Source organism: Nocardia jiangsuensis (assembly GCF_042650385.1).
Lineage (GTDB): Bacteria > Actinomycetota > Actinomycetes > Mycobacteriales > Mycobacteriaceae > Nocardia > Nocardia jiangsuensis.
Genome location: NZ_JBHSAX010000007.1, coordinates 81,727 through 104,673, shown reverse-complemented (window position 1 = coordinate 104,673; position 22,947 = coordinate 81,727). Strand labels below are relative to the sequence as shown.

At 72.0% G+C, this 22,947-nt stretch carries 22 protein-coding genes; 6 read left to right on the top strand and 16 right to left on the bottom strand.

From position 1 onward, the window contains the following. Window positions 1-29 precede the first annotated feature (29 nt). From ACFO0B_RS08180 to ACFO0B_RS08140, 9 genes are all read right to left on the bottom strand, one after another. A complete protein-coding gene (locus ACFO0B_RS08180; protein ID WP_378611719.1) occupies window positions 30-1,559 on the bottom strand; it encodes an MATE family efflux transporter in 1,530 nt (509 codons plus the stop codon). Continuing rightward, entirely contained in the window at window positions 1,556-2,557 is a 1,002-nt protein-coding gene (locus ACFO0B_RS08175; RefSeq protein WP_378611718.1) for a DHH family phosphoesterase, read from the bottom strand. Before ACFO0B_RS08175 ends, ACFO0B_RS08180 begins: the two co-directional genes overlap by 4 nt. 12 nt (window positions 2,558-2,569) lie before the next feature. After that, window positions 2,570-3,013 (bottom strand): 30S ribosome-binding factor RbfA, encoded by a 444-nt coding sequence (gene rbfA / locus ACFO0B_RS08170; protein ID WP_378611717.1) that lies wholly within the window; start codon window positions 3,011-3,013, stop codon window positions 2,570-2,572. A 49-nt stretch (window positions 3,014-3,062) separates the two neighbouring features. Continuing rightward, window positions 3,063-3,353, bottom strand: a complete 291-nt coding sequence (locus ACFO0B_RS08165) for a DUF503 domain-containing protein (RefSeq protein WP_378611716.1) — start codon at window positions 3,351-3,353, stop codon at window positions 3,063-3,065. 71 nt (window positions 3,354-3,424) lie between these two features. Beyond that, entirely contained in the window at window positions 3,425-6,454 is a 3,030-nt protein-coding gene (gene infB, locus ACFO0B_RS08160; protein ID WP_378611715.1) for a translation initiation factor IF-2, read from the bottom strand. A gap of 109 nt (window positions 6,455-6,563) precedes the next feature. Then, complete coding sequence (locus ACFO0B_RS08155; protein ID WP_378611880.1) at window positions 6,564-6,908, bottom strand: YlxR family protein; 345 nt, start codon at window positions 6,906-6,908, stop codon at window positions 6,564-6,566. Window positions 6,909-6,916: 8 nt separating this feature from the next. Continuing rightward, on the bottom strand, window positions 6,917-7,945 hold the full coding sequence (nusA, locus tag ACFO0B_RS08150; RefSeq protein WP_378611714.1) for a transcription termination factor NusA: 1,029 nt from the start codon (window positions 7,943-7,945) through the stop codon (window positions 6,917-6,919). Next, on the bottom strand, window positions 7,942-8,604 hold the full coding sequence (rimP, locus tag ACFO0B_RS08145; RefSeq protein WP_378611713.1) for a ribosome maturation factor RimP: 663 nt from the start codon (window positions 8,602-8,604) through the stop codon (window positions 7,942-7,944). Before rimP ends, nusA begins: the two co-directional genes overlap by 4 nt. 200 nt (window positions 8,605-8,804) lie before the next feature. Next, window positions 8,805-9,290 carry a glutathione peroxidase gene (locus ACFO0B_RS08140; protein ID WP_378611712.1) on the bottom strand — a complete coding sequence of 162 codons (486 nt, stop codon included), beginning with the start codon at window positions 9,288-9,290 and terminating at the stop codon, window positions 8,805-8,807. 132 nt (window positions 9,291-9,422) lie between these two features. Here ACFO0B_RS08140 and ACFO0B_RS08135 point away from each other — a divergent pair, with 132 nt between their 5' ends. Next, window positions 9,423-9,980 (top strand): hypothetical protein, encoded by a 558-nt coding sequence (locus tag ACFO0B_RS08135; protein WP_378611711.1) that lies wholly within the window; start codon window positions 9,423-9,425, stop codon window positions 9,978-9,980. After that, window positions 9,977-10,408, top strand: a complete 432-nt coding sequence (locus tag ACFO0B_RS08130; protein WP_378611710.1) for a ferritin-like domain-containing protein — start codon at window positions 9,977-9,979, stop codon at window positions 10,406-10,408. The genes ACFO0B_RS08135 and ACFO0B_RS08130 overlap by 4 nt, the downstream gene beginning before the upstream one ends. A 163-nt stretch (window positions 10,409-10,571) precedes the next feature. Here ACFO0B_RS08130 and ACFO0B_RS08125 read toward each other — a convergent pair whose 3' ends face one another. Together ACFO0B_RS08125 and ACFO0B_RS08120 are read right to left on the bottom strand one after the other, a co-directional pair. Further along, window positions 10,572-12,311 carry a proline--tRNA ligase gene (locus ACFO0B_RS08125; protein ID WP_378611709.1) on the bottom strand — a complete coding sequence of 580 codons (1,740 nt, stop codon included), beginning with the start codon at window positions 12,309-12,311 and terminating at the stop codon, window positions 10,572-10,574. 149 nt (window positions 12,312-12,460) lie between these two features. Beyond that, entirely contained in the window at window positions 12,461-13,105 is a 645-nt protein-coding gene (locus ACFO0B_RS08120; RefSeq protein WP_378611708.1) for a hypothetical protein, read from the bottom strand. Between the two features lie 87 nt (window positions 13,106-13,192). On the opposite strand from ACFO0B_RS08120, the gene yaaA reads away from it, so the two are divergent. Next, window positions 13,193-13,936, top strand: coding sequence for a peroxide stress protein YaaA (gene yaaA, locus ACFO0B_RS08115; RefSeq protein ID WP_378611707.1), 744 nt, complete (start codon window positions 13,193-13,195; stop codon window positions 13,934-13,936). Here the strand turns inward: yaaA and ACFO0B_RS08110 are convergent. Next, window positions 13,929-14,882, bottom strand: coding sequence for a ribonuclease HI (locus ACFO0B_RS08110; RefSeq protein ID WP_378611706.1), 954 nt, complete (start codon window positions 14,880-14,882; stop codon window positions 13,929-13,931). The two genes, yaaA and ACFO0B_RS08110, sit on opposite strands and share 8 nt — an antisense overlap. 187 nt (window positions 14,883-15,069) lie before the next feature. Between ACFO0B_RS08110 and ACFO0B_RS08105 the strand changes: the two genes are divergently transcribed. After that, a complete protein-coding gene (locus tag ACFO0B_RS08105; RefSeq protein ID WP_378611705.1) occupies window positions 15,070-15,801 on the top strand; it encodes a DUF7873 family protein in 732 nt (243 codons plus the stop codon). A gap of 318 nt (window positions 15,802-16,119) precedes the next feature. Here the strand turns inward: ACFO0B_RS08105 and ACFO0B_RS08100 are convergent, their stop codons facing one another. Further along, complete coding sequence (locus ACFO0B_RS08100; protein ID WP_378611703.1) at window positions 16,120-17,241, bottom strand: helix-turn-helix domain-containing protein; 1,122 nt, start codon at window positions 17,239-17,241, stop codon at window positions 16,120-16,122. Window positions 17,242-17,424: 183 nt separating this feature from the next. Between ACFO0B_RS08100 and ACFO0B_RS08095 the strand changes: the two genes are divergently transcribed. Then, window positions 17,425-17,892 (top strand): hypothetical protein, encoded by a 468-nt coding sequence (locus tag ACFO0B_RS08095; protein ID WP_378611702.1) that lies wholly within the window; start codon window positions 17,425-17,427, stop codon window positions 17,890-17,892. Window positions 17,893-17,902: 10 nt separating this feature from the next. Here ACFO0B_RS08095 and ACFO0B_RS08090 read toward each other — a convergent pair whose 3' ends face one another. Both ACFO0B_RS08090 and cobA read right to left on the bottom strand, forming a co-directional pair. After that, window positions 17,903-19,390, bottom strand: coding sequence for an MFS transporter (locus tag ACFO0B_RS08090; RefSeq protein ID WP_378611701.1), 1,488 nt, complete (start codon window positions 19,388-19,390; stop codon window positions 17,903-17,905). 93 nt (window positions 19,391-19,483) lie between these two features. Beyond that, window positions 19,484-20,716: a uroporphyrinogen-III C-methyltransferase gene (gene cobA / locus ACFO0B_RS08085; RefSeq protein WP_378611700.1), complete on the bottom strand. Its 1,233-nt coding sequence runs from the start codon at window positions 20,714-20,716 to the stop codon at window positions 19,484-19,486. A 217-nt stretch (window positions 20,717-20,933) separates the two neighbouring features. Between cobA and ACFO0B_RS08080 the strand changes: the two genes are divergently transcribed. Continuing rightward, entirely contained in the window at window positions 20,934-22,169 is a 1,236-nt protein-coding gene (locus ACFO0B_RS08080) for a TetR/AcrR family transcriptional regulator (RefSeq protein ID WP_378611699.1), read from the top strand. On the opposite strand, the gene ACFO0B_RS08075 is transcribed toward ACFO0B_RS08080, so the two are convergent. Next, window positions 22,166-22,936, bottom strand: a complete 771-nt coding sequence (locus ACFO0B_RS08075) for a hypothetical protein (protein ID WP_378611698.1) — start codon at window positions 22,934-22,936, stop codon at window positions 22,166-22,168. The genes ACFO0B_RS08080 and ACFO0B_RS08075 overlap by 4 nt on opposite strands. Window positions 22,937-22,947: the final 11 nt, after the last annotated feature.

Sequence of the window (22,947 nt, the reverse complement as noted above, 5' to 3'; positions counted from 1 at the left end):
TCGGGCAGCACACGGGTGGCGCTCCTCGATCAGCGCACCGGGAGGTCCGCGCCGACCCGGGCCCAGCGTCCGGAGATCGCCCGGGAACCGACCGCGAGCAGCCGCGCGAGCATGAAGGCGACCAGCCCGGACCAGATTCCGGCGACACCCCAGCCGAAGACCAGGGCCAGCCAGATCGCGGGCAGGAAGGCGACCAGCGCGGCCGCCATGGTCGTGGTGCGCAGATACGCGGCGTCGCCCGCGCCGAGCAGCACGCCGTCGAGCGCGAACACCACGCCGGCCACCGGGATGATGGCGACGAAGAACCACCAGATGACGGCGATCCGGTCCAGCACCGCCGGGTCGGTGGTGAACAGCGGCGGCAGCACCGCGGCGGCGAGCGCGAAGCAGCCGGCCAGCGCCACCGCGAAGAGCAGCGACCACCGGGTCACCCGGCCGGCCAGCCCGCGGGCGCCGCGCGCGTCACCGCCGCCGAGTGCCGCGCCGACCAGGGTCTGGGCGGCGATGGCGAGCGCGTCGAGGGTGAGCGCGAGGAAGTTCCAGAGCTGCAGCACCACCTGGTGCGCGGCCACCGAGGCCGCGCCGAACCGGGAGGCGACCGCGGCGGCGGAGACGAAGCAGGCCTGGAAGGCGAGGCTGCGCACGATGAGGTCGCGGCCGAGCACCAACTGCTTGCGCATGACCGCTCCGCGCGGGCGCAGTGCCGCGCGCTCCCTGACCAGTGCGAACAGGAAGAGCACTGCGGTCACGGCCTGGCCGGCGACGTTCGCCACCGCGGAGCCGGGGAGCCCCCAGTGCGGGGCGAACCACAGCCCGTGCACGAGCAGCGGGCAGAGCACCGCCGAGAGCGCGAGGCCGCACACCACGAAGATCAGTGGCCGCCTGGTCTCCTGCACGCCGCGCAGCCAGCCGTTGCCCGCCATGGCGATCAGGATCAGCGGGACCCCGAACAGCGCGATCCGCACCCAGGGCAGCGCCTGGCCCGCGATCTCGGCGCCGCCCGCGATCACCCGGGTGAGCGGGGCTGCCGCCGCCTGCACCGCGAGCAGCAGCGCCAGCCCGATGCCGAGCGCCAGCCAGGTGGCCTGCACACCCTCCGCAACCGCGCCGGCCCGGTCCCCCGCGCCGTGCCTGCGCGCGGAGCGCGCCGTCGTGCCGTAGGAGAGGAAGGTGAGCTGAGTGCTCGCCAGCGTCAAAATCAGCCCGCCGACCGCGAGCCCGGCCAGCGCCTGCGCGCCAAGCCTGCCGACCACGGCGAGGTCGAAGAGCAGGTAGATCGGCTCGGCGACGAGCACGCCGAGCGTCGGAACGGCCAGTGCCAGCAGCCGCCGCGGTCCGGCGTCGGCCGCCGGAGGTGCGGGGGCGGTGGCCGGCGCCGCACCGGGGGCGGCAGCACGTCCCTGACCGGTGTCGGCACCCTTCGCGGCCGGCTCGGGGGCAGCGTGTTCCGGAGCGGCGCCGACCGTGGCAGGTTCGGGGTGGGGGCGTTCCGTGCCGGAAGCACGCGCGACGAGATCTCGCTGGGTCACCGACGGGCCGGGCAGGTCACCCTCGCTCATTCGAGTGCGGCGAGCAGGGCGGCGAGGATGTCGTCGGCGGTTCCGTGCGCGGTGTACCCGGCCGCGAAGCGGTGCCCGCCGCCGCCGAGCGCGGTGGCAACGGCGGACACGTCGACTCCGTCGGCCGCTCCCGGCCCGCTGTTACGGGAGCGCAGCGAGACGGTCCAGCGGCCGTCGACCGTCCGGTGCTCCTTGAAGACGGCGGCGATCCCGGCCTCGGCGCTGGTGCGCACGATATCGATCACGCTCTCCACCTCCTCCGCACCGAGCCCGCGCAGGTCGGTCCGGCGCACGAAGGCGTACGCCAGCCCGATCCCGCCACGCACGCCGGGCGCGAGCCGCGCGCTGCCGAGCACCGAGGCGAGCATGGGCAGCCAGCCGAAGGGGTGCGTGTCCAGCAGCCCGCGGGAGATCTCGGCGCCGTCGATCCCGGTACCGAGCAGCCGCTCGGCCAGCCCGTGCGTGCCGGGCCGCACCCAGCGGAACGACCCGGTGTCGGTGACCAGCCCCGCGTACAGGCAGTGCGCCACCGGCGCGTCGATCTCCTCGCCCCAGGCGTCCAGCACCCGGGCGACCAGGCCCGCGGTCGATTCCGCGTCGGGGTCGATGAGGTTGATCGCCCCGAACCGGGTGTTCGAGCGGTGGTGGTCGATCACGAGCGTGGTGCCCGCGCCCGCCAGCCGATCGCCGAGCGCACCGAGCCGCCCCGCGCTGCCGCAGTCGACGGTGACCAGCAGGTCCACCTCGGCGGGTACCTCCGCGGGCGGGACGAGCAGCTCGGCGCCGGGCAGCGTGCGCAGGGAGACCGCGAGCGCCGCCGGTTCGGCGAACGAGACCCGCACCGGAATCCCGCGCCTGCGCAGCACCAGCGCCAGCGCCAGCCCGCTGCCGACGGTGTCGGCGTCCGGCTGCACGTGACAGAGGATGGTGACCGATCGAGCCGCGTCCAGCGCTCGTACCGCCGGGCCGAGCTCGACCGGCTCATCCGTGGAGATCATGCTCGACGCCGGTTACTCGTCGTCGCCGCGTTCGCTCTTGTACGGATCCGGCTCGCCGGCCGGGGTCGCGTTCGCCGCCACCCTGGCCACCTCGTCGTCCAGCTTCTTGGCGCGGGCCAGCAGCTCTTCCATCTCGCGCGCGGCGTCCGGCACGGTGTCGAGCACGAACGCCAGCGTCGGGGTGAACTTGATTCCGGTGCCCGCGCCCACCTTCGAGCGCAGCACCCCCTTGGCCTTCTCCAGCCCGGCCGCGGCGGCGGTGTAATCCGGCTCCGCGTCGAGGGTTTCACCGCGCACCGTGTAGTAGACGGTGGCGTCGCGCAGGTCGCCGGTGACCTTGGCGTCGGTGATGGTGATGAAACGCAGACGCGGGTCCTTGATCTCGTACTCGATCGCGGTCGCCACGATCGAGGAGATCCGCTTCGCGAGCCGGCGTGCCCTGGCCTGATCCACCATGGCCGGTTCCTCCTGTCCTGATATGGGAACGGCGTCGGCGAGGACGTTCTCAGTCCTCCGGTCCGAAGATGCGGCGGCGCACCGCCAGCAACTCTAGCTCCGGACGCGCGGCCACGTGCCGCTCACAACGGTCGAGGACCGTTGTCAATTGATCCATTCCCGCGCTCACCAGCGCCACACCCAGCTGGGAGCGGCGATGGAGATCGTGGTCCCCGCCCTCGGCGGCACTCACCCCGAAGCGCTGCAATTCGGCCAGTACCGGCCGGATCACCTTGCGCTTCTCCTTGAGCGAGTGCACGTCCCCGAGCAGGATGTCGAATTCCAGTGCATCGAGGTACACGTTCACCTCCGGGTAGGGCCGCACGAGGGCGCCCCGACCCGGAGGCCGGGGCGCCCCGACGGTGCGAACCGTCAGTCGCGCGGCTTCTCGCGCAGCTCGTACGCCTCGATGATGTCGCCGTCCTTGATGTCGGAGTAGGTGACGGTCATACCGCATTCGAAGCCCTCGCGGACCTCGGTCGCGTCGTCCTTCTCCCGGCGCAGCGAGGAGATGGTCATGGTCTCCACGATCACCACGTTGTCCCGCAGCAGGCGCGCCTTGGCGTTCCGCTTGACCGAGCCGGAGAGCACCATGCAGCCGGCGATATTGCCGAACTTCGAGGAGCGGAAGATCTGCCTGATCTCGGCGCGACCCAGCTCGACCTCCTCGTAGATCGGCTTGAGCAGGCCCTTGAGCGCCTTCTCGATCTCGTCGATCGCCTGGTAGATCACCGAGTAGTACCGGATGTCGACGCCCTCGCGGTTGGCCAGCTCGGTGGCCTTGCCCTCCGCACGGACGTTGAAGCCGATGATGATCGCGTTCGAGGCGGACGCCAGGTTGACGTTCGTCTCGGTGACGCCACCGACACCGCGGTCGATGATCCGCAGCCGGACCTCGTCGCCGAGGTCGATCTGCAGCAGCGCCTCCTCCAGCGCCTCGACGGTGCCGGAGTTGTCGCCCTTCAGGATCAGGTTCAGCTCGCTGGTCTCCTTCAGCGCGGCATCCAGATCCTCGAGGCTGATCCGCTTGCGGCTGCGGGCCTGCAGCGCGTTGCGCTTGCGGGCGTTGCGCCGGTCGGCGATCTGCCTGGCGATCCGGTCCTCGTCGACCACGAGCAGGTTGTCACCCGCGCCCGGCACCGAGGTGAAGCCGATGACCTGCACCGGCCGGGAGGGCAGTGCGGCGTCGACGTCGTCGCCGTGCTCGTCCACCATGCGGCGGACGCGGCCGTAGGCGTCGCCCGCCACGATCGAGTCGCCGACCCGCAGCGTGCCGCGCTGGATCAGCACGGTGGCCACCGGGCCGCGGCCGCGGTCGAGGTGCGCCTCGATGGCGACACCCTGCGCGTCCTGCTCCGGGTTGGCCCGCAGGTCGAGCGCCGCGTCCGCGGTGAGCAGCACGGCCTCGAGCAGCGCGTCGATATTGGTGCCCTGCTTGGCGGAGATGTCGACGAACATGGTGTCGCCGCCGTACTCCTCGGCGACCAGGTTGTACTCGGTGAGCTGCTGCCGGATCTTCTCCGGGTTCGCGCCCTCCTTGTCGATCTTGTTCACCGCCACCACGATCGGCACGTCGGCCGCCTGGGCGTGGTTGATCGCCTCCACCGTCTGCGGCATGACGCCGTCGTCGGCCGCGACCACGAGGATCGCGATGTCGGTGGCCTTCGCGCCGCGGGCACGCATGGCGGTGAACGCCTCGTGGCCCGGGGTGTCGATGAAGGTGATCAGCCGGTCGGTGTCGTTCAGGTGCGTGAGCACCTGGTAGGCGCCGATGTGCTGGGTGATGCCACCGGCCTCGCCCTCGCGGACGTTGGCCTTGCGGACGGTGTCGAGCAGGCGGGTCTTGCCGTGGTCGACGTGGCCCATGACGGTGACCACCGGCGGCCGCTGCTCGAGGTCGCCCTCGTCGCCCTCGTCCTCGCCGTAGGTGAGGTCGAAGCTCTCCAGCAGCTCGCGGTCCTCGTCCTCCGGGCTGACCACCTGGACGACGTAGTTCATCTCGCCGCCGAGCAGCTCGAGGGTCTCGTCGTTCACCGACTGGGTCGCGGTGACCATCTCGCCGAGGTTGAACAGCGCCTGCACCAGGGCTGCCGGGTTCGCGTCGATCTTCTCCGCGAAGTCCGAGAGCGAGGCGCCGCGGGCGAGCCGGATGGTCTCGCCGTTGCCGCGCGGCAGCCGGACGCCGCCGACGGCGGGCGCCTGCATCGAATCGTATTCCTGGCGCTTCTGCCGCTTCGACTTGCGACCGCGCCGGGGCGCGCCACCGGGACGGCCGAAGGCACCCGCGGCACCGCCGCGGCCACCGGGACCACCCGGACGGCCACCGCCGCCACCGGGACGGCCGCGGAAACCGCCACCACCAGCGGGAGCACCGGTACCTGCGGGAGCGCCGGTACCACCGCCGCCGCCGCGGTAGCCACCGCCACCGCCACCGCCGCCGGGACGACCGCCGCCGCCGGGCGCACCGCCGGGACGACCGCCGCCGGGACGACCGGCGCCGCCCGCACCGCCGGGACGCGCCGCACGCTGCGGCATCGCACCCGGGTTCGGGCGCGGCGGCATCGAGCCGGGGCTCGGCCGCGGGCCACCCGGACGGGGGCCACCGGGACCGGCCGCTGCGGCCGGACGCGGCGCGCCACCCGGAGCCGGGCCCGGACGCGGCCCCGGACGGGGGCCACCGGGACCAGCGGCCGGACGCGGCGCGGGCCGCTCCCGATCGGGCGCGGAAGAGAAGGGGTTGTTACCGACACGCGGCGGCTTCGGACCCGGCTTGGGGCCACCGGGACGGGGGCCACCCGCCTGCGGGCCGCCGGGGCGCTGCTGCTGCGGCTGACCGGGGCGCTGCTGCTGTTGCGGCTGCTGCTGGCCGGGACGCGCGCCACCGGGGGCGGGGCGCTGACCGGCGGGCGCGCTCTGCGCGGCCGGTGCGGCCGGTGCAGGCGGCGGGGTGGCCGGGCGAGCCGGGCCGGGCTTGACGGCCGGGCCGGGACGCGGGGCGTCGACCGGGCGCTGCGCGGGGGCAGCGCCGGTCTGCGGGGCGGCCGCGGCGGTGCCGTTGCTCTCCCGCTGGGCGGGTGCCGGGGCGCCGTTGCGCTCGGGACCGCGATCGGACGGGGTGCGGGGGCCGGGGCGGGGACCGCCACCGGGCTGCGGACGCGCGGCCGGCCTGGCCGCGGCGTCGCCACCGGAGCGAGCTCCGGAATCGCCGGGGCGCGCCCCGGACCTGGTGCCGTTCGACGATTTGCTCGAGAACGACTCACGCAGCCTGCGGGCGACGGGGGCTTCCACCGTCGACGACGCCGACTTCACGAACTCGCCCTGCTCCTTGAGCGTTGCGAGTAGTTGCTTACTGGTGACACCGAGTTCCTTGGCCAACTCGTGCACGCGGGCCTTGCCTGCCACTGCTCTCCTCTACTGAGAGGTCGAGCAGCTCCGCCGTTCCTGGGACGGCAGCCCGCACGACCTCGGATTATCTCCGATGGACGATCATCGTTGGTACTTCACGGTGTGCTCATGAGTGCTCGTGCCTGTTCTCGAGGTGATGCTCCAGGGCTGAGATATCCAGATGTCCGGACACTCGTAGTGCTCTGCCGAACGCCCGGCGCTTGTGCGCCGCGCTCAGACAAGACGAAACGGGGTGCAGCCAGGCACCCCTTCCGGGAAGTCTGTGCCGCGGGTCGGGGACGACCGTCGGGGCGCCGTCTCCGGCGTCTTCCGCTCGCACCACGATCCGCAACAGATCGGCGGCCAGCTCGCGTTTCCGGCATCCGATACAAGTCCGGACCGGCCCCGCGTGCTGAACCTTCTTCCATGATACCGCTGCCGGGGCCGGAAGATCGAACCGCTCCCCCCCGATCGATTCGGTCAACTCCGGTTGGCCTCGCTGCGCACCCCGTCGCCGACCTCGGGAGCGGCATCGCTGCGGATGTCGATCCGCCAGCCGGTGAGCCGCGCGGCGAGCCTGGCGTTCTGCCCTTCCTTGCCGATGGCCAGCGACAACTGGTAGTCCGGCACCACGACGCGGGCCGCGCGGGCGTCCGGATCGACCACTGTGACCGAAACCACCTTGGAGGGCGAGAGCGCGTTGCCGACGAAGGACGCCGGGTCGTCGGCGTAGTCGATGATGTCGATCTTCTCGCCGGCCAGCTCGCTCATGACGTTGCGCACCCGCTGCCCCATCGGCCCGATGCAGGCGCCCTTGGCGTTCACCCCGGAGACCATGCTGCGCACCGCGATCTTGGAGCGGTGCCCGGCCTCGCGGGCCACCGCGACGATCTCCACCGAGCCGTCCGCGATCTCCGGAACCTCCAGCGCGAAGAGCCTGCGCACCAGGTTCGGGTGCGTGCGGGAGAGCGTGATCTGCGGGCCGCGCTGGCCCCGGGAGACCCCGACCACGTAGCACTTGACCCGGTCGCCGTGCTCGTAGTGCTCGCCGGGCACCTGCTCGGCGGGCGGGATGAGCCCCTCGGTGCCGTTCACCTCGCTGCCGATCCGGACCACGATGGTGCCCCTGGCATTGGCCCTGGCGTCGCGCTGCACCACGCCGCCGACGATGTCGCCCTCGTGCGTGGCGAACTCGCCGAAGGACTTCTCGTTCTCGGCGTCCCGCAGCCGCTGCAGCACCACCTGGCGGGCGGTGGTGGCCGCGATCCGGCCGAACCCCTCCGGGGTGTCGTCCCACTCGGAGAGGACGTTGCCGTCGGCGTCCACCTCGCGCGCCATCACCCGGACCACGCCGGTCTTCTGGTTGATGTCGATGTAGGCGTCGGGCTGGTGCCCCTCGGTGTGCCGGTAGGCGGTGAGCAGCGCCGACTCGATCGCGGCGATCACCGTCTCGATGGAGATGCCCTTGTCGGTGACGATGGCGCGCAGAGCTTCGATCTCGATGTTCATTCCACGATCCCTTCGGTCTGCGGCTCGGTGGCGCTGCCGCTCTGCGGCTCGATGGCACTGTCGGACGACGAATCGTCGCCGGGTAGCGGGGTCGCGCTCTCGGTGCGCGGGTCGGGCCGGCCGGGAACGACGCCACCGGCCAGTTCGAGTTCGGCGGCGCCGGGGGCGTTGAACTCCACCTGTACCACCGCCTCGGCGATATCGGCGAGCGGCACGGTGACCCGGTGCGGGTTGCGCCTGCCGCCGAGCACGAGCGCGATCGAGTCCCCGGTGAGCGCGCCGATGCGCGCCTCGAAGCGGCTGCCCGCTCCCGGCTCCGGGTGCGGCGCGCCGGTGCGCAGCGTGATCCGCGCCTTCCGGCCCCGCGCCCGGCGCCAGTGCCGCTCCGCGTCCAGCGGGCGCTCCACGCCGGGAGTGGTGACCTCGAGCAGGTAGGCGGCCTCGCCGAAGTCGCCCGCGGTGTCCAGCACCTCGGACAGGTCGGCGCTCAGCTCCGCGACGGTGTCCAGGTCGGTGGCGGCGTCCCGGTCGACCACGATGGTGACCTTCGCCTGCCCGCTGCGGCCGCCCGCGATCGAGACCCCCTCCAGATCGAAACCTCGGCCCTCGACGAGGCCAGCGACGAGCTGGCTCACCCTCTCCTCGGTCGGCAACGACATGTGGGCGGCTCCTGGTTCAGTTGTACGGGGGTCGGAAGTTCCTGTGCCGAGGGTCTAGCGTAACGCGCCCGGAGAGTGTAGAACGCAATCCGCTGGTCGGCGGGGTCCCCCCGGCGGCGAGCCGGAGCGAACTCCGGGCATCCGAGACGCGACGGAGCCGCCGCTCCCGGCGGGGCGGCGGCTCCGGTCGGGGGCTGTGGCTAGAGCGCCGCTTCGATGGCGGCGGTGACCTCGGGGGCGTCCGGGGTGGTGCGCGGCCGGAAACGGCCGACGACCTTGCCCTCCCGGTCGACCAGGAACTTCTCGAAGTTCCACTGGACATCGCCCGCGGTGCCGTCGGCGTCGGCGGTCTCGGTGAGCGTCCGGTACAGCTCGTGCCGCTCGTCACCGTTCACGTCGGTCTTCTCGAGGAGCGGGAAGTCGACACCGTAGGTGGTGGAGCAGAACTCCTGGATCTCCTCCGCGCTGCCCGGCTCCTGGCCCATGAACTGGTTGCTGGGGACGCCGATCACGGTGAAGCCGCGCGGGCCGTACTGCTTCTGCAGCTCGACCAGGGCGCTGTACTGCGGCGTCAGCCCGCACTTGCTGGCGACGTTCACCACGAGGGCAGCGCGGTCACCGGCCACGTCGGCCAGGGTGGTCTGCTCGCCAGCCAGGGTGCGCACCGGTACGTCTCGGATGCTCATTCGTCTCGGACCTGCCGTTCTTCGTAGTTCCCCGCCCCGCAGCCACGGTACCGGACCCGGTGGAATCGGTTCCGCGCGGACAACTTCGGGGCCCGGGTTCCGATGCCTGCCCGGCCGCCGCGGTCTGGCACGATGGGGCGCGTGCCGAACCGCCCTCCCGCGTCCCGACCCGTGGTCGATCGCCGTACCGCCCTGCGCGCCGGGGCCGGTGCCGCCGCGGGGGTGCTGCTGCTCGGCGCGGCCGCGGGCTGCGCGAGCGACCCGGTGCACGATCCGGACCAGCTGGCCGGGCAGGAGGAACGGGCCCGCGTCGACGCGGCCGCGGCCACCGCCATGGCGGCCACCGAACCCGCCCGAGCGCGCGCCCTCGCGACGGTGGCGGCCGAGCGCACCGCGCACGCGGACGCGCTGCGCGCCGAGATCGCCAGGGTGGTCGGCCACTACGGCGACGGCACCACCCCCGTGCACCGCACCCGCGCCGCGCTGCCCGCCGAGCCGACCGTCGACCCGATCACCGGCGCGACCGGCGGCAGCACCGCACCGCCCACGCTGCAGCAGCTGCGCGACCGGCTCACCCGTTCCCGCCGTTCGGCGGCCGACCTGGCGCGCACCCAGACCGGGTACCGCGCCGGGCTGCTCGCCTCGATCAGCGCGGCGTGCGCCGCGCACGCGGAGGTACTGCTCGCATGACCCCGGACCAGGAGGCGCTGAGCACCGCGCTCGACGCCGAGTACGCCGCCGTCTACGCCTACGGGGTCATCGCCGCTTACGCCGCGGACGAGCGCTACACCGTCTTCGCCGAGCACGCCGCCGCGCACCGCGCCCGCCGGGACGCCACCGTCGACGCGCTCGCCGCGAGCGGGCTCACCCCGCCCGCCCCGAGCGCCGCCTACACCGCCCCGTTCCCGGTCACCGACCCGGTGGCGGCGGCCCGGCTCGCGGTCACCGTCGAGACCGACAGCGCCGTCGCCTGGCGTTCGGTGGTCGAGAAGGGGACCACGCCCGAGGTGCGGACCACCGGCGTGGAGGCGCTCACCGAGGCCACGCTCCGCTTGGCCGCTTGGCAGTCCATCCTCGGCGCCGAGCCGCCGACCGTGGCGTTTCCCGGGACGGTCTGAAGGGCCGTCGGCCCGCGAACTGGATGCCCCGGCCGCGAGCAGTGCCGTCTCATCAGCGCGGCGACCTCCCCCGCGCGAACAGCGATCGTTGCGGCCGGGGCACGACTTCCCGCGCCGAACGAGCGGACCCGGCCCTCCCAGCGGCCGCTCGCGGCGCGACCGATCAGCCGCGCACGCGCGCGACGACCGCGGCTACCGCCTCGGCGGCCGGGATCTCCTCGGCCTCCCCGCTGAACCGGTCGCGCAGCTCCACGACGCCCTGCGCCCAGCCGCGGCCGATGACCAGCACCAGCGGCATGCCGAGCAGCTCGGCGTCCTTGAACTTGACGCCCGGCGAGGCGGTGCGATCGTCGAAGAGCACCTCGAGCCCGGCGGCATCCAGCCCGGCCACGACCTCCTCGGCCCCGTCCCGCGCGGCCCCGTCCTTGTTGGCGATCACCACGTGCACGTCGTACGGCGCGACCTCCGCGGGCCAGCGCAGCCCCTTGTCGTCGTGCTGCTGCTCGGCGATCACCGCGACCATCCGCGAGACGCCGACCCCGTAGGACCCCATGACCAGCCGCACCGGCTTGCCGTTCTCGCCGAGCACGTCCACCTCGAACGCGTCGGTGTACTTGTAGCCGAGCTGGAAGATGTGCCCGATCTCGATGCCGCGCGCCGTGACCAGCGTCCCGCGCCCGTCCGGTGCCGGATCGCCGTCGCGCACCTCGGCCGCCTCGATGGTCCCGTCCGGCGTGAAGTCGCGCCCGGCCACCAGCCCGACCACATGCTTCCCGGGCGCGTCCGCGCCGGTGATCCACGCCGTCCCGGTGCCGACGCGCGGGTCGACGAGGTAGCGAATCCCGTTGCGCTGCAACCCGCGCGGCCCGATGTACCCCTTCACCAGGAACGGGTTCGCGGCGAAGTCGGCATCGTCGAGCAGCTCGAACTCGGCGGGCTCCAGCGCGGCGCCGAGCCGCTTGCCGTCCACCTCGCGGTCGCCGGGGATGCCGATGCCGACGATCTCGGTCTTCCCGTCCGGGTGCCGCAGCTTGACCATGACGTTCTTGAGCGTGTCGGCGGCGGTCACCGCCCCGATTCCCGCGCCGTTCGCCCACTCCACCAGCGCCGCGATGGTCGGGGTGTCCGGGGTGTCGTGCTCGACGGCTTCCGGCAGCCCCTCGATCGGCAGCGGCTCCGGCGCCGGCGTCACCACGGCCTCGACATTCGCCGCGTACCCCGACTCCGACCGCACGTAGGTGTCCTCACCCACCTCGCTCTCGGCCAGGAACTCCTCCGACGCGCTACCGCCCATCGCCCCCGAGGTGGCCGCCACGATGGCGTACTTCACCCCGAGCCGCTCGAAGATCCGCTGGTACGCCTCGCGGTGCGCCGCGTAGCTCGCCTTCAGCCCCGCCTCGTCCAGGTCGAACGAGTAGGAGTCCTTCATGATGAACTCGCGCCCGCGCAGGATGCCCGCCCGCGGCCGCTCCTCGTCCCGGTACTTGGTCTGGATCTGGTACAGCGTGACCGGCAGGTCCTTGTACGAGTTGTACTCACCCTTCACCGTGAGCGCGAAGAGCTCCTCGTGAGTGGGGCCGAGCAGGTAGTCGGCGCCCTTGCGGTCGCGCAGCCGGAAGAGCGCGTCGCCGTACTCGGTCCAGCGCTTGGTCGCCTCGTAGGGCTCGCGCGGCAGCAGCGCGGGCAGCGAGATCTCCTGCGCGCCGATGGCGTTCATCTCCGCGCGCACCACGTCCTCGACCCGGCGCAGCACCCGCAGCCCGAGCGGTAGCCACGAGTACACGCCCGGCGCGATCCGGCGGACGTAACCCGCGCGCACGAGCAGTTTGTGGCTGGGCACCTCGGCATCGGCCGGGTCGTCGCGCAGGGTACGCAGGAAGAGGCGGGAGAGGCGGGTGATCACGGTTGCACAGGGTAGTCCGTGCTGGTCCGGCAGTGACCGGGGGTGTCGGGCCGCCCCGCCGGTCCGGCGCGAAACGAAGACTCGGTGTCGCCTCACCGGGCGTATCCGGTGCCCGAGTGCGGAGACCGGATACGCGCGTCGTTCGAAGGTCACGGCCCCGGGTGGTCGTCGACCCGTGTGACCGCAGCCGAGGGATCGCCGTCCAGAAGGTCCACGGAGAGCGAGGCGATATCGAACCGCTCCCCGGGCCGCGGCGACTCGAAGTGGAACCAGACGGCGTCGTCGGCGATCCGATACCCGTGAGCGCGAACGCGGACCTCGCCCCGCCGACCCTCCCTCGGCGCGAGGCGGACGGCATACAGCCGCACGCCGGGTCGCGGAACCCGGGCAGGCGGCGCGGGAGTCGTTATCCCGGCGCCGGCCGATGGTTCCAGCGCGAATTCCGGCCACCCTCCGGGAGACCACTCGACCTCGGTGAGGGGGACGGAGACTGTCGAGTAGAGATGAACCGGCCCCTCTCCTTCGTTCTCGATTCCGAGCGAGAACTCGATGTCGCCATCGCTCACGCCATAGGAATCGGAAAAGTGCAGACCGCCCGGCCGGTCAAGCGGCACCGACCCCCTTGCCGTTGACGGTTTGCAGGTGCGTCTCGCCGTGCCGCGCACCAGGCGCTGGATTCTCGACACCGATCCGCCAGGAGGGCTTGTCGCGCCGATGACACCGGTCACCGAATCGATGTTCCGACCGCAGGGATCGTAGAGATGCAGGGCTCCGGTGCGGTGTTCACCGCCCACGGGAACGCACCTCGCACGCCGAGCGGCCGATGCTGCCGGCGGTGGTCGGCAGCGAGGGCTTTCCCGGCTGAACTACCGTTGTCGCTCGTGCTGGTGCTGCTGCCTCCCTCCGAAACCAAGTCCGACGGCGGGCGCGGCGGCCCGCTCGACCTCGGCTCGCTCTCGCTGCCCGCGCTGACCCCGGTCCGAGCGCAACTGCTCGACGCGGTGGAGAAGCTGGCCGCCGACCCCGCGACGGCCGCCACTGTGCTCGGGCTCGGCAAATCGGCGGAGGCGGAGATCGCCCGCAATGCCGCCGTCCGCACCTCCCGCACCCGCCCCGCGCTGGAGCGCTACACCGGCGTCCTCTACGACGCACTCGACGCCCGCTCCTTCACCCGCGCGCAGAAGGCGAAGGCGCTGCAGCGGCTCGCCGTCGGCTCCGCGCTCTTCGGCGTGGTCCGCGCGGGCGACCCGATCCCCGCCTACCGCCTCTCCGGCGGCACCCGCCTCCCCGGGCTGCCCACCCTGCCCGCGCTCTGGAAGGACGCGCTCACCCCCGCGCTGCTCGCCGAGGCGGCGGGCGGGTTGGTGGTCGACCTGCGCTCCGGCAGTTACCAGGCGCTCGGGCCGGTCCCCGGCGCCGTCACCGCCACCGTGCTCACCGAGCAGCCGGACGGGAGCCGGACCGTGGTCAGCCACTTCAACAAGCACCACAAGGGGCTGCTGGCCCGCGCCCTCGTGCTGACCCGCGCGGACCCCTCGGACGTGCGCGGGGTCGGCCGGATCGCCGCCAAGGCCGGGCTGCGGGTCGAGATCGCCTCCCCCACCGAACTCCTCGTCCTCACCTGAGCAGCGAGCCGCGACCGTCCCGGCACGCGGGGTCGCTGTTCGTCAGCATCTCATCGACGATATTGCGCGCGATCGACTCCCGCACCGCCGTGGGCACCTCGGCCGTGACGTTGCGCCGGGCGGCCACCGCGAGCCGGTCGGCCGCCTCGTTGAGCAGGTGCCCGGAATGCGCCTTCACCCAATGGATCTCGACGTCGTCGGTGCGCAGACGGCGGATGGCGTCGACGCGCTTCGCCACCCTCTGGCTGCGGATGACCGCACGGCCCTCGATCCAGTCGATGGCGCTCCTGCTGTCGGTGAGCACGGTGACCCGACGGCCCGGGTGGTCGCTCAGTGCCAGCAGGATGGCTTCGAGCTCGCCGACGGCGACCGCCGAGGTATCGGGCAGGTACGCCTGGCGCCACCGGCCGCAGGCCGTCACGTAGGCCACCCCGACACCGCGGCGCCCGGCCCGGGCCGAGGCGTCGGTGGCGATCACCACCGGCGCGGGAACGTCGGCCGCGACGGACTCCGGCTCGAGGTGCCGCGCGAGCGCCGCCTCGGCCGCGATCCGCACCCCCGACCGCTCGGCACCGGTCGCGAGGGTCAGGTGGCTGTGCCGCTGCCCCGCGAACCACTCGCGGACGGCGGGATCGCCGATGTCCACCGCGGCGTGCAGGTTCCGGTCGACCACGATGCGCTGCAGGTGCGCGAAGGCGTCGACCGTCACCGCCCCGCAGTGCTCACCCTCGTGGAACACGGTGTCGACGATCGTCTCGGCATCGGCGTTCTCGGCCAGAACGAGTACCGCGCGGGCCATCCCGTCGGCGCAGACCGCGGCGAGGATGACGGCGGCGTGCCTGCGGGTGGGTGCGGGCTTCGGGGTCGGAACGGGCCGCGGCGATCGCCGCGGGAGATCGCGGGCGGCGAACAGGAGGCGAACGAAGCGACGGAGACGGGCGGCCATCGGAGCTCCCGGGGAAGGACGAGCCGGTTACTCGTCGTGCCCTGGTAATACGGCCGAACGACGAGAATGTTGCGCTTCCGCTCGACGGGCACTTAATCAGTGGCGCGCTCCGGGCGTGCTCGCGTAGCGTCGTCCCCGCACCGGGGGGCGAAAGACGGTGTGAGGCAACGATTCGGGGAGGAGGACCATGACGAAGCTCAATCAGATCATCGCCGTCGAGAAGGGCGTGAAGAGCGGTTCGGCGCGCGAGCTGGCCGAGGCGAGGGCGCTGCTGCAGAAGCAGGCGCTGCTCGCCGGCATCGCCCGCACGTACCAGCCCAAGGACGAGGAGGGCGAGCAGCTTCCGGCCGAGTCCACCCGCGTGCAGGTCACCTCCGAGGAGGTGCTGCGGCGCACCGCGGCCACGCTCACCCGGCTCTTCGACGTCACCGCGACCAAGGACTGGGCGAACACCACGGCCACCGCCGACGTCACCGTGGACGGCGAGGTGCTGCTCCCGCAGGTACCGGTCTCGTACCTGCTCTTCCTGGAGAAGCAGCTGGCCGAGCTGCACCAGTTCGTGAAGTCGCTGCCGGTACTGGACGCCGCCGAGTCCTGGTCCTTCGACGACTCCACCGACACCTGGCGCACCGACGCCGTGCGCACCATCCGGACCAGGAAGGTGCCGCGCAACCACGTCAAAGCGGAGGCGACGGAGAAGCACCCGGCGCAGGTCGAGGTGTACTACGAGGACATCGCGGTAGGCTACTGGACCACGGTGAAGTTCTCCGGCGCGCTGCCCGCGCGGCGGGTGAACGAGCTGGTGCAGCGGGTCGAGACGCTGCGCGAGGCGGTGCAGTTCGCCCGCGAGGAGGCCAACGGCGCCGAGGTGGCGGACCGCCGCACCGGCGACGCCGTCTTCCGCTACCTGTTCCGCTGACCCCACGAACTCCCCCGCCGCGAGCCGGGGGATGCGCTCCCTGAGCGCAAAAACTCACGCTGATCGATCAGCCTGACTCTCAAGTTCAGACTCTCGCTCCAGCACGAGTATTCGTCGCCCTTGTTCCGGCCTCGCGGCCCGGACGCACGGCGACGGGGTGCCGGTTCGAATCCGGTTCTCGGTGTTCTCCTACCGAGGTGGTCCAACGGAAGGGCACGTCGCAGTCACCATGATCCGGCCGCGGAGGTCGGCGCAGGCACGGGGCGACTCATTTCCGGGGCCCGGGAGCAGGCCAAGCTCCCGGGTCCCTCTCGTCTGCTACGCCGAGACCTCGTCCATGAGCATGCGGAGTGTCAGCGAGTGCTTCTCGGGAGGTAGCGCGTCGAGTGCGGCGCGGGCATAGGCGATGCCGCCCTCCCGGTCTCCCGTCCGGGCCAGCATGAGCCCCCGGTGCATCTCCAGGTGAGTAGCGAACCTCGGCATGGTGGCCGGTAGGAGTTTGCGGGCTTCGTCCTGTGCCTCGACCGCCGTTGCCTGGTCCCCGATTCGGGCCGACAGCAGCGACCGGAAGACTCCGAGCCGCCAGTACGGGACCGCGTAATCGGATGCTTCGCCGTCTCCGGAGCCCGTACGGTCGAATACCCGGCGTCCCTCGATGTCGAGTGCTCGCGCGGTCTCGGTGTCTCCCGTGATAGCCGCGGCATGCGCCTTGCCGTAGATAGCGTTCAAGCGCCCGAGCGAGGGCCGGTCATCGAGTGACAGGGCTTGATCGGCGAACATGTTCGCGACGGGAAGGGACGCCCCCTCGTATCCGAGCGCGATGGCTGCCCGGCCGCGGACCCAGACTCGGGTGTGAATGTCGCGAGAACGGTCAGCGGACTCTGCCGCCATGCGATACCAGGTCACGGCTTTCGAGCCGTCGGAGCCCGGGAATGTCTTCGCGTACAGCGTCATCAGTCGCGAGGCATGAGCCCACATCCGGGGTGTGTCACACTGCTGCTGGATCACCGCCAGGTCGATAGCCAGCCGTTTCTGAATCTCGGCGGCGCCGAGGGTCATATAGTCCGCGCCGTAGCCGGTCAGCGTCGAGCCCCACTCCTCGACGCTCGGTCCCGCCCCTTGCAGCCGCGCTGAGAAGCCCTCGGCCAGGAGGTCTGCCGCCACAGCGGGAGCGACCGTCGTTGCCGCTATGGCGGACAGGAACTTGCGGCGGTTCACATCGGACTCCATCGCTGCCAGAGGGACATCCAGCACGGCAGCGAGGTGCCGCATCCAGAACGGGGACGGGACGCTCTTACAGGACTCCCATCGTCGGGAGATGTACTCCCGGCTCATCGGTTGCCCGGCATGGTCGGTCAAAGCGTCGGCCAGACGAGATTGCGACCACCCGCGCGCCTCACGCAGATCGCGAATCAGCTTCCCCGTGTGCATGAATTCCATGATGCCCCCGGGAACGAACGCGACGGCGCGTGCCACTGGCTTTGCCACTACTGATCAACATCACTGAGCGGAACCCTGGACAGCGATAGCGGAGAGTCCGCGTCATCAACGGGCCGCCCGGATGGCTTCGAGTTCCCTCGGCTGTCCGGGTGGAGCCCGGCCATATCCTCAGGGGGTGGGCGCATGAAGGACGGTGCGGGACGTTCGGTGCCGGTTCACATCGTTCCCTTCGATTCCGGCAGGTCCGTCCACTGGATCGATGATCACGGACTGCTCCGGATCGTGGCGGTGAGCGCGGCGGACGGAAGCAAGACGATGCTTCCCGGTGCACCGGTGCTCGGCGATTGCCTCGGGCAGGAAATGCCGGCCGAACTCGTCCAGGGCACGATCGACCACTGGTCGCATATTCGCGAGATGGGGTACGGGCCCTGGATCTTCGCCTCACAGACGACGGTGGTCACCTACGACCGTAGGGACGGGAGGCTGCTGGCGGTGAAGTGTCCCGGCGTGGCCTGCCAGGCCACACCGGAGGTGTCGGAGGGCCGGATGGTCGCCCACGGCAACCCGGCCACACTCGAGCTTTGCGACTGGGGTGGCACCCGAGTCCTGATGGACATCGAACTGCCGATCGGCGGCGACCTGCCGCCTTAGGGAGTACCACTCACCCCAGCTGGGCTTCCTTCTCCGCATGCTGCGCCTCGGCCAACTGCGCGGGCGTGTACCGCAACGTCAACGCGACGGCGCCGATGAGCAGAGCCAATAGGGCGCAGCAGAAGAGGACGAGGGTGTAGCCGTTGCCCAGCGCGTCGATTTCCAGCTCGGTCATGTCGGTGGCAGGCACACCGACAACCCCGCCGACGGCGAGTGTGCGCGACGCGGCGATGGGGGTGAAGAGGCCGATGGCGATGGGGGTGGCGAGGTTCATGAACATCTGGCCGACGGCGGCGAGCGGGCCGATGTCGGCGGCGGGGACGCCGACCAGGACGCAGATCGGGGCCAGCACCATGGCGACGCCGACGCCGAAGCCGATCACCACGAGCAGGGGCAGCAGGATGGTGAAGTAGTCGACGTCGCCCTTCAACGTGGAGGCGAAGGCCAGGCCGCAGGCGAGGACGGCGCTGGCGACCAGGAGCAGCCAGCGCGGGGCGACCAGGAGCGCGAGCTTGGAGGCCAGCGCGCCGCCGATGCCGATGCCGACGGTGAACGGGATGGCGGCGAGCCCGGCGGTGAGCGGGCTGTAGCCGAGCACGTTCTGCAGGAACTGGGCGACGAAGAACGTCATCGCGCCGAGCATGCCGCCGGCCAGGAAGATGAGCAGGAAGGTGGCGATCCGGTCGCGCCGGTCGAAGAGCGACCAGGGCAGTAGGGGGGAATCGACGCGGCGTTCCAGCAGGACGAAGACGATCAGCAGCAGCAACCCGCCGACCAGCGCGCCGATGATGTAGGGGCTGTCCCAGCCGAGCTGGGGCCCCTCGGTGGCGCCGAAGACGATGGCGGCGCAGGCGATGGTGCCGAGCAGCGCGCCGCGCACGTCGAGGGTGGTGCGCTGGTGCGCGGTGTCGGAGAGGGTGGCGACCGCGCCCGCGATGATGAGCGCGCCGATCGGCACGTTGATCAGGAAGATCCAGCGCCAGGAGACCTCGGTCAGCGCGCCGCCGACCACCAGGCCGCCGACCGAGCCGACCCCGACCATCGAGCCGAGGATCGCGACCGCCTGGTTACGCGCTTTGCCGGGGGCGAAGGTGGTGGCGACCAGGGCGAACGCGGTCGGCGCCGCGATCGCGGCGCCGGCGCCCTGGAGGGCGCGCGCGGCGAGCAGCATCCACTCGGCCTGGGCGAGGCCGCAGAGCAGCGAGGCGACGGTGAAGACGGCGACGCCGCTGATCAGCATGCGCTTGCGGCCGAAAGAATCACCAAGGCGGCCGCCGAGCAGCATCAACCCGGCGAAGGTGAGGCCGTAGGAGGTGACGGTCCAGGCGCTGCCCGCGCTGGAGAGCCCCATCTCCTCCTGCAGCCGGGGTAGCGCGAAGATCACGACGGTGCCGTCCAGCACCACCATGAGCTGCAGACCGCTCAGTACCAGGATGGCGAGCCCGAAGGCGCGCCCGGTCACCGGGTAGTGCGGGGTCACCGCGGGGTCTCTGAGCACCCGGCCACTGTAAATCATGCGTCACAGACACCCACCCGGCCGCATGGCCGGGGATGCCGGGCGGCGACCAGCGGGTTCCGGGCCGCGCGCCAGTTACGCAGGGGTCGAGTCGAACCCGGCTGTCGGGCCGATGACGACAATCGCCGGGGGCCGGATGCCCTCGGCCTTGACCCGCTCGGCCACGGTGCCGAGCTCGGCGCGGAGCACCCGCTGGGTGCGCAGCGTGCCCTCCTGGATCACCGCGGCGGGGGTGTCGGCGGCGCGCCCGCCGTCGAGCAGCGCGGCGGCGAAGCGGTCCAGCCGCTCGACCGCCATCATGAGCACGAGCGTGCCGCGCAGCCTGGCCAGCGCGGCCCAGTCGACGAGCGAGTCCGGGTGGTCCGGCGCCACGTGGCCGCTGACCACGACGAACTCGTGGGTGACGCCGCGGTGGGTCACCGGGATCCCCGCGGCGGCGGGCACCGAGATGGGGCTGCTGATGCCGGGCACGACGGTCACCGCGACCCCGGCCTCCACGCATGCCTCCAGCTCCTCGTAGCCGCGGCCGAAGACGTACGGGTCGCCGCCCTTGAGCCGGACCACGAACTTGCCCGCCTTCGCGCCGTCGACCAGGGCCCGGTTGATCGCCTCCTGGGCCATGGAGCGGCCGTACGGGATCTTGGCGGCGTCGATCACCTCGACCTCGGGGCCGAGCTCGGCGAGCAGCTCCGGCGGGGCCAGCCGGTCGGCGACCACCAGGTCGGCCCTGGCGAGCAGCCTGCGGCCGCGCACGGTGATCAGATCGGGGTCGCCGGGCCCGCCGCCGACCAGCGCGACGCCGGGAACCACCGGGTCGGAGTCGTCGGTGACGACCCCGGACTGCAGCGCCTCGAGCAGCGCGCTCCGCACCGCGGCCGAGCGGCGGTGCGCACCGCCTGCCAGCACGCCGAGGCTGAGCCCGTCGTAGCGCGCGGTGGCGGGGGTGACGGCGGTGCCGAGCCGCGCGACATCCGCGCGCACGCAGAAGATCCGGCGCGCGGTGGCCTCGGCCACGATGGCGGCGTTGGTCTCCGGCTCGTCGGTGCAGGCGATGGCGTACCAGGCGCCGTCGAGGTCGCCGTCGGCGTAGTCGCGCAGTTCCAGGGTGAGCTGCCCGGCGCCCGCCATTCCCTCGACGGCGGGGGTGACCGCGCGGCTGACGACGTGCACCTCGGCCCCGGAGGCGATGAGCAGCCCCAGCCTGCGCTGGGCAACCGAACCGCCGCCGACCACGACGACGCGCCTGCCGTTCAGATCGAGCCCGACGAGATAGTTGGGATCGCCGGCATCGGGAGGAGTATCGGACACGGGGAATCAGCCTACGGAGCGCCGCAGAACCGACCGGTGGGCACCCCGGCGCCGACCACCTCTATCGTTCCGCGCACCGGATAAGTTACGCCGAATTCGGATATCACTGTTGGACTTATGTCCTGATCAGTCGAGCTTCGTGTGATCTCCGGTTCATTCCGGTCACGAGCGGGACAGAGTGCCGTGCGGTGCCCGGTTCTCCGATAGTCTCGCCGGTATGGCTGCTGGTAACCGGCGCTCGACGCGAGCGGACGACCCACCGGAGAACCGGCCGGTGCGGCGCAGGCCTGCGGATCGCCGGGCGCAGATCGCGAACGTCTCCGCGGAGGCGTTCGGCGCGCACGGCTACCACGGTGTGAGCATGGAGGAGATCGCGACCCGGCTCGACATCACCTCCACCGCGCTGTACCGGCACTACCCGAGCAAGTACGCGCTGTTCCGGCAGGAGGCGCTGCGGCTCAGCGGGATCAGCGCGGAGGCGGTGCGGCTGCCGCCGGAATCGGTCGAATGGGACGCGGAGCGGCGCTGCGCGCACGTCGTCGAGGCGCTGCTCGCGGTCTCCATCACCAACCGGCGGCGCGGCGCGCTGCTCCGCTGGCAGCACCGCTACCTCGAAGAAGAGGACCGGCGCACGCTGGTCGCCCAGATGGCGGCGACCGATGCCGCGATCCGGGAGCGGATCGCGGAGCTGCGGCCGGGGCTGCCGAGCGCGGAGCGCGCGGTGCTCACCGCCGCGGTGATGAGCGTGATCGGCAGCATCTCCGACCACCGGGTCGCGGTGCCGACCCGGCCGCTCACCGCGCTGCTGGCCGGGGCCTGCCGGGAGATCGCCGGCTGCGCGCTGCCCGCCGGGACCGGCGCCGAGGAGCGCACGCCGCCACCGGCAGCGGCGACCTTCACCCACGAGGTGGTGCTGCAGAAGGCGGTGGAGCTCTTCCACGTGCGCGGCTACCCGGGGGTGAGCGTCGAGGACATCGCGGCCGCCGCCGGGCTGCCTGCCTCCTCGGCGGTGTACCGCTTCTACCGGAGCAAGGGCGACCTGCTCGCCGCCGCCTTCCGGCGCGCGGCGGACCGGGTGTCGGCGGTGATCGGGCCGGCCATCGCGGGCACCGACGGGCCGGGGGCCGCGCTCACCCGGCTGATCGAGCTGTACGTGGACGGGTCGTTCGCCGAGCGCGAGCTGACCTTCGTCTACTACGCCGAGATCGGCAACGTGCCCGCGGCCGACCGGACCACGCTGCGCAATATCCAGCGGCTCAATGTCGAGGAGTGGGCCAAGCTGGTGACGGCGGTGCGCCCCGGGTTGAGCGCGGCGCAGGCGCGGGTGCTGGTGCACGCGGCGTTGGCGCTGGTGGTCGATCTCGGGCAGTGGATGGGGCCCGAGCACCCGGAGTGCACCAGGGCACGGGTGGTGCACCTGATGCGGGTGATCCTGCTCGGCACCGAGGACTAGGGCTGGTTCGGCGCCAGCGGTGAGTTGACGTTGTTCACCAGCCAGCGGCCGTCGATCTTCTGCAGGCGCATGACCATGGAGAGCTGGCCGGGGGCCGGTTTGCCCTGGGTGCCGAGGGAGGTGATGGTCTGGCCGATCACCACGATGGCCTCGGCCGAGGTCTCGTCGGCGCTCTTGATGGCGCACTGCACGTCGTCGGCCTCGGAGATCACCTCGCCCTTGGCGAGGACGTCGCGGAGTTCCTTGCTGGTGTCGGCGAACTGCTGCTTCCAGTCGCCGGTGGCGCCGTCGAGGACGCCCTGGAAGTAGGCGTCCAGGTTCTCGGCGTCGTACTCGGCCAGGACGGGGGCGTAGGTGCAGGCCGCTTCCTGGGCCTCGGCTCTGGCGTCCTCCAGGGCGTCGAGGTTGTTGTTCTGCACGAACAGGGTGATCGACGTCGCGATGGCGGCGATCAGGAGTGCCGCGGTCGCCGCGAGGGCGATCACCGGGCGGGTGATTTTGCGCCCGGAGGCCGATTTCGCGGTCGCGGACGACTCGCCTTCGGCCTCGGCAGTAGAGGATTTCGCGCGCGTCGCGTCGCTCCCGGCGGCTGCGCCTGCCGTCGGCGACGCGACGGCGCGCGAGGTCTCGGCGGCAGCGGACTTCTCGGCAGCCGACTCGGCGCCGGTCATCGGCTTCACCTCGGCGGCGGCAGCCGATTTCGGCTCGGCGGCAGCCGAGTCCCCGCCTTCGGCGGGAATTTCGTCCTTGTCGGTCGGATCGCTCATGAGCGGGAGAG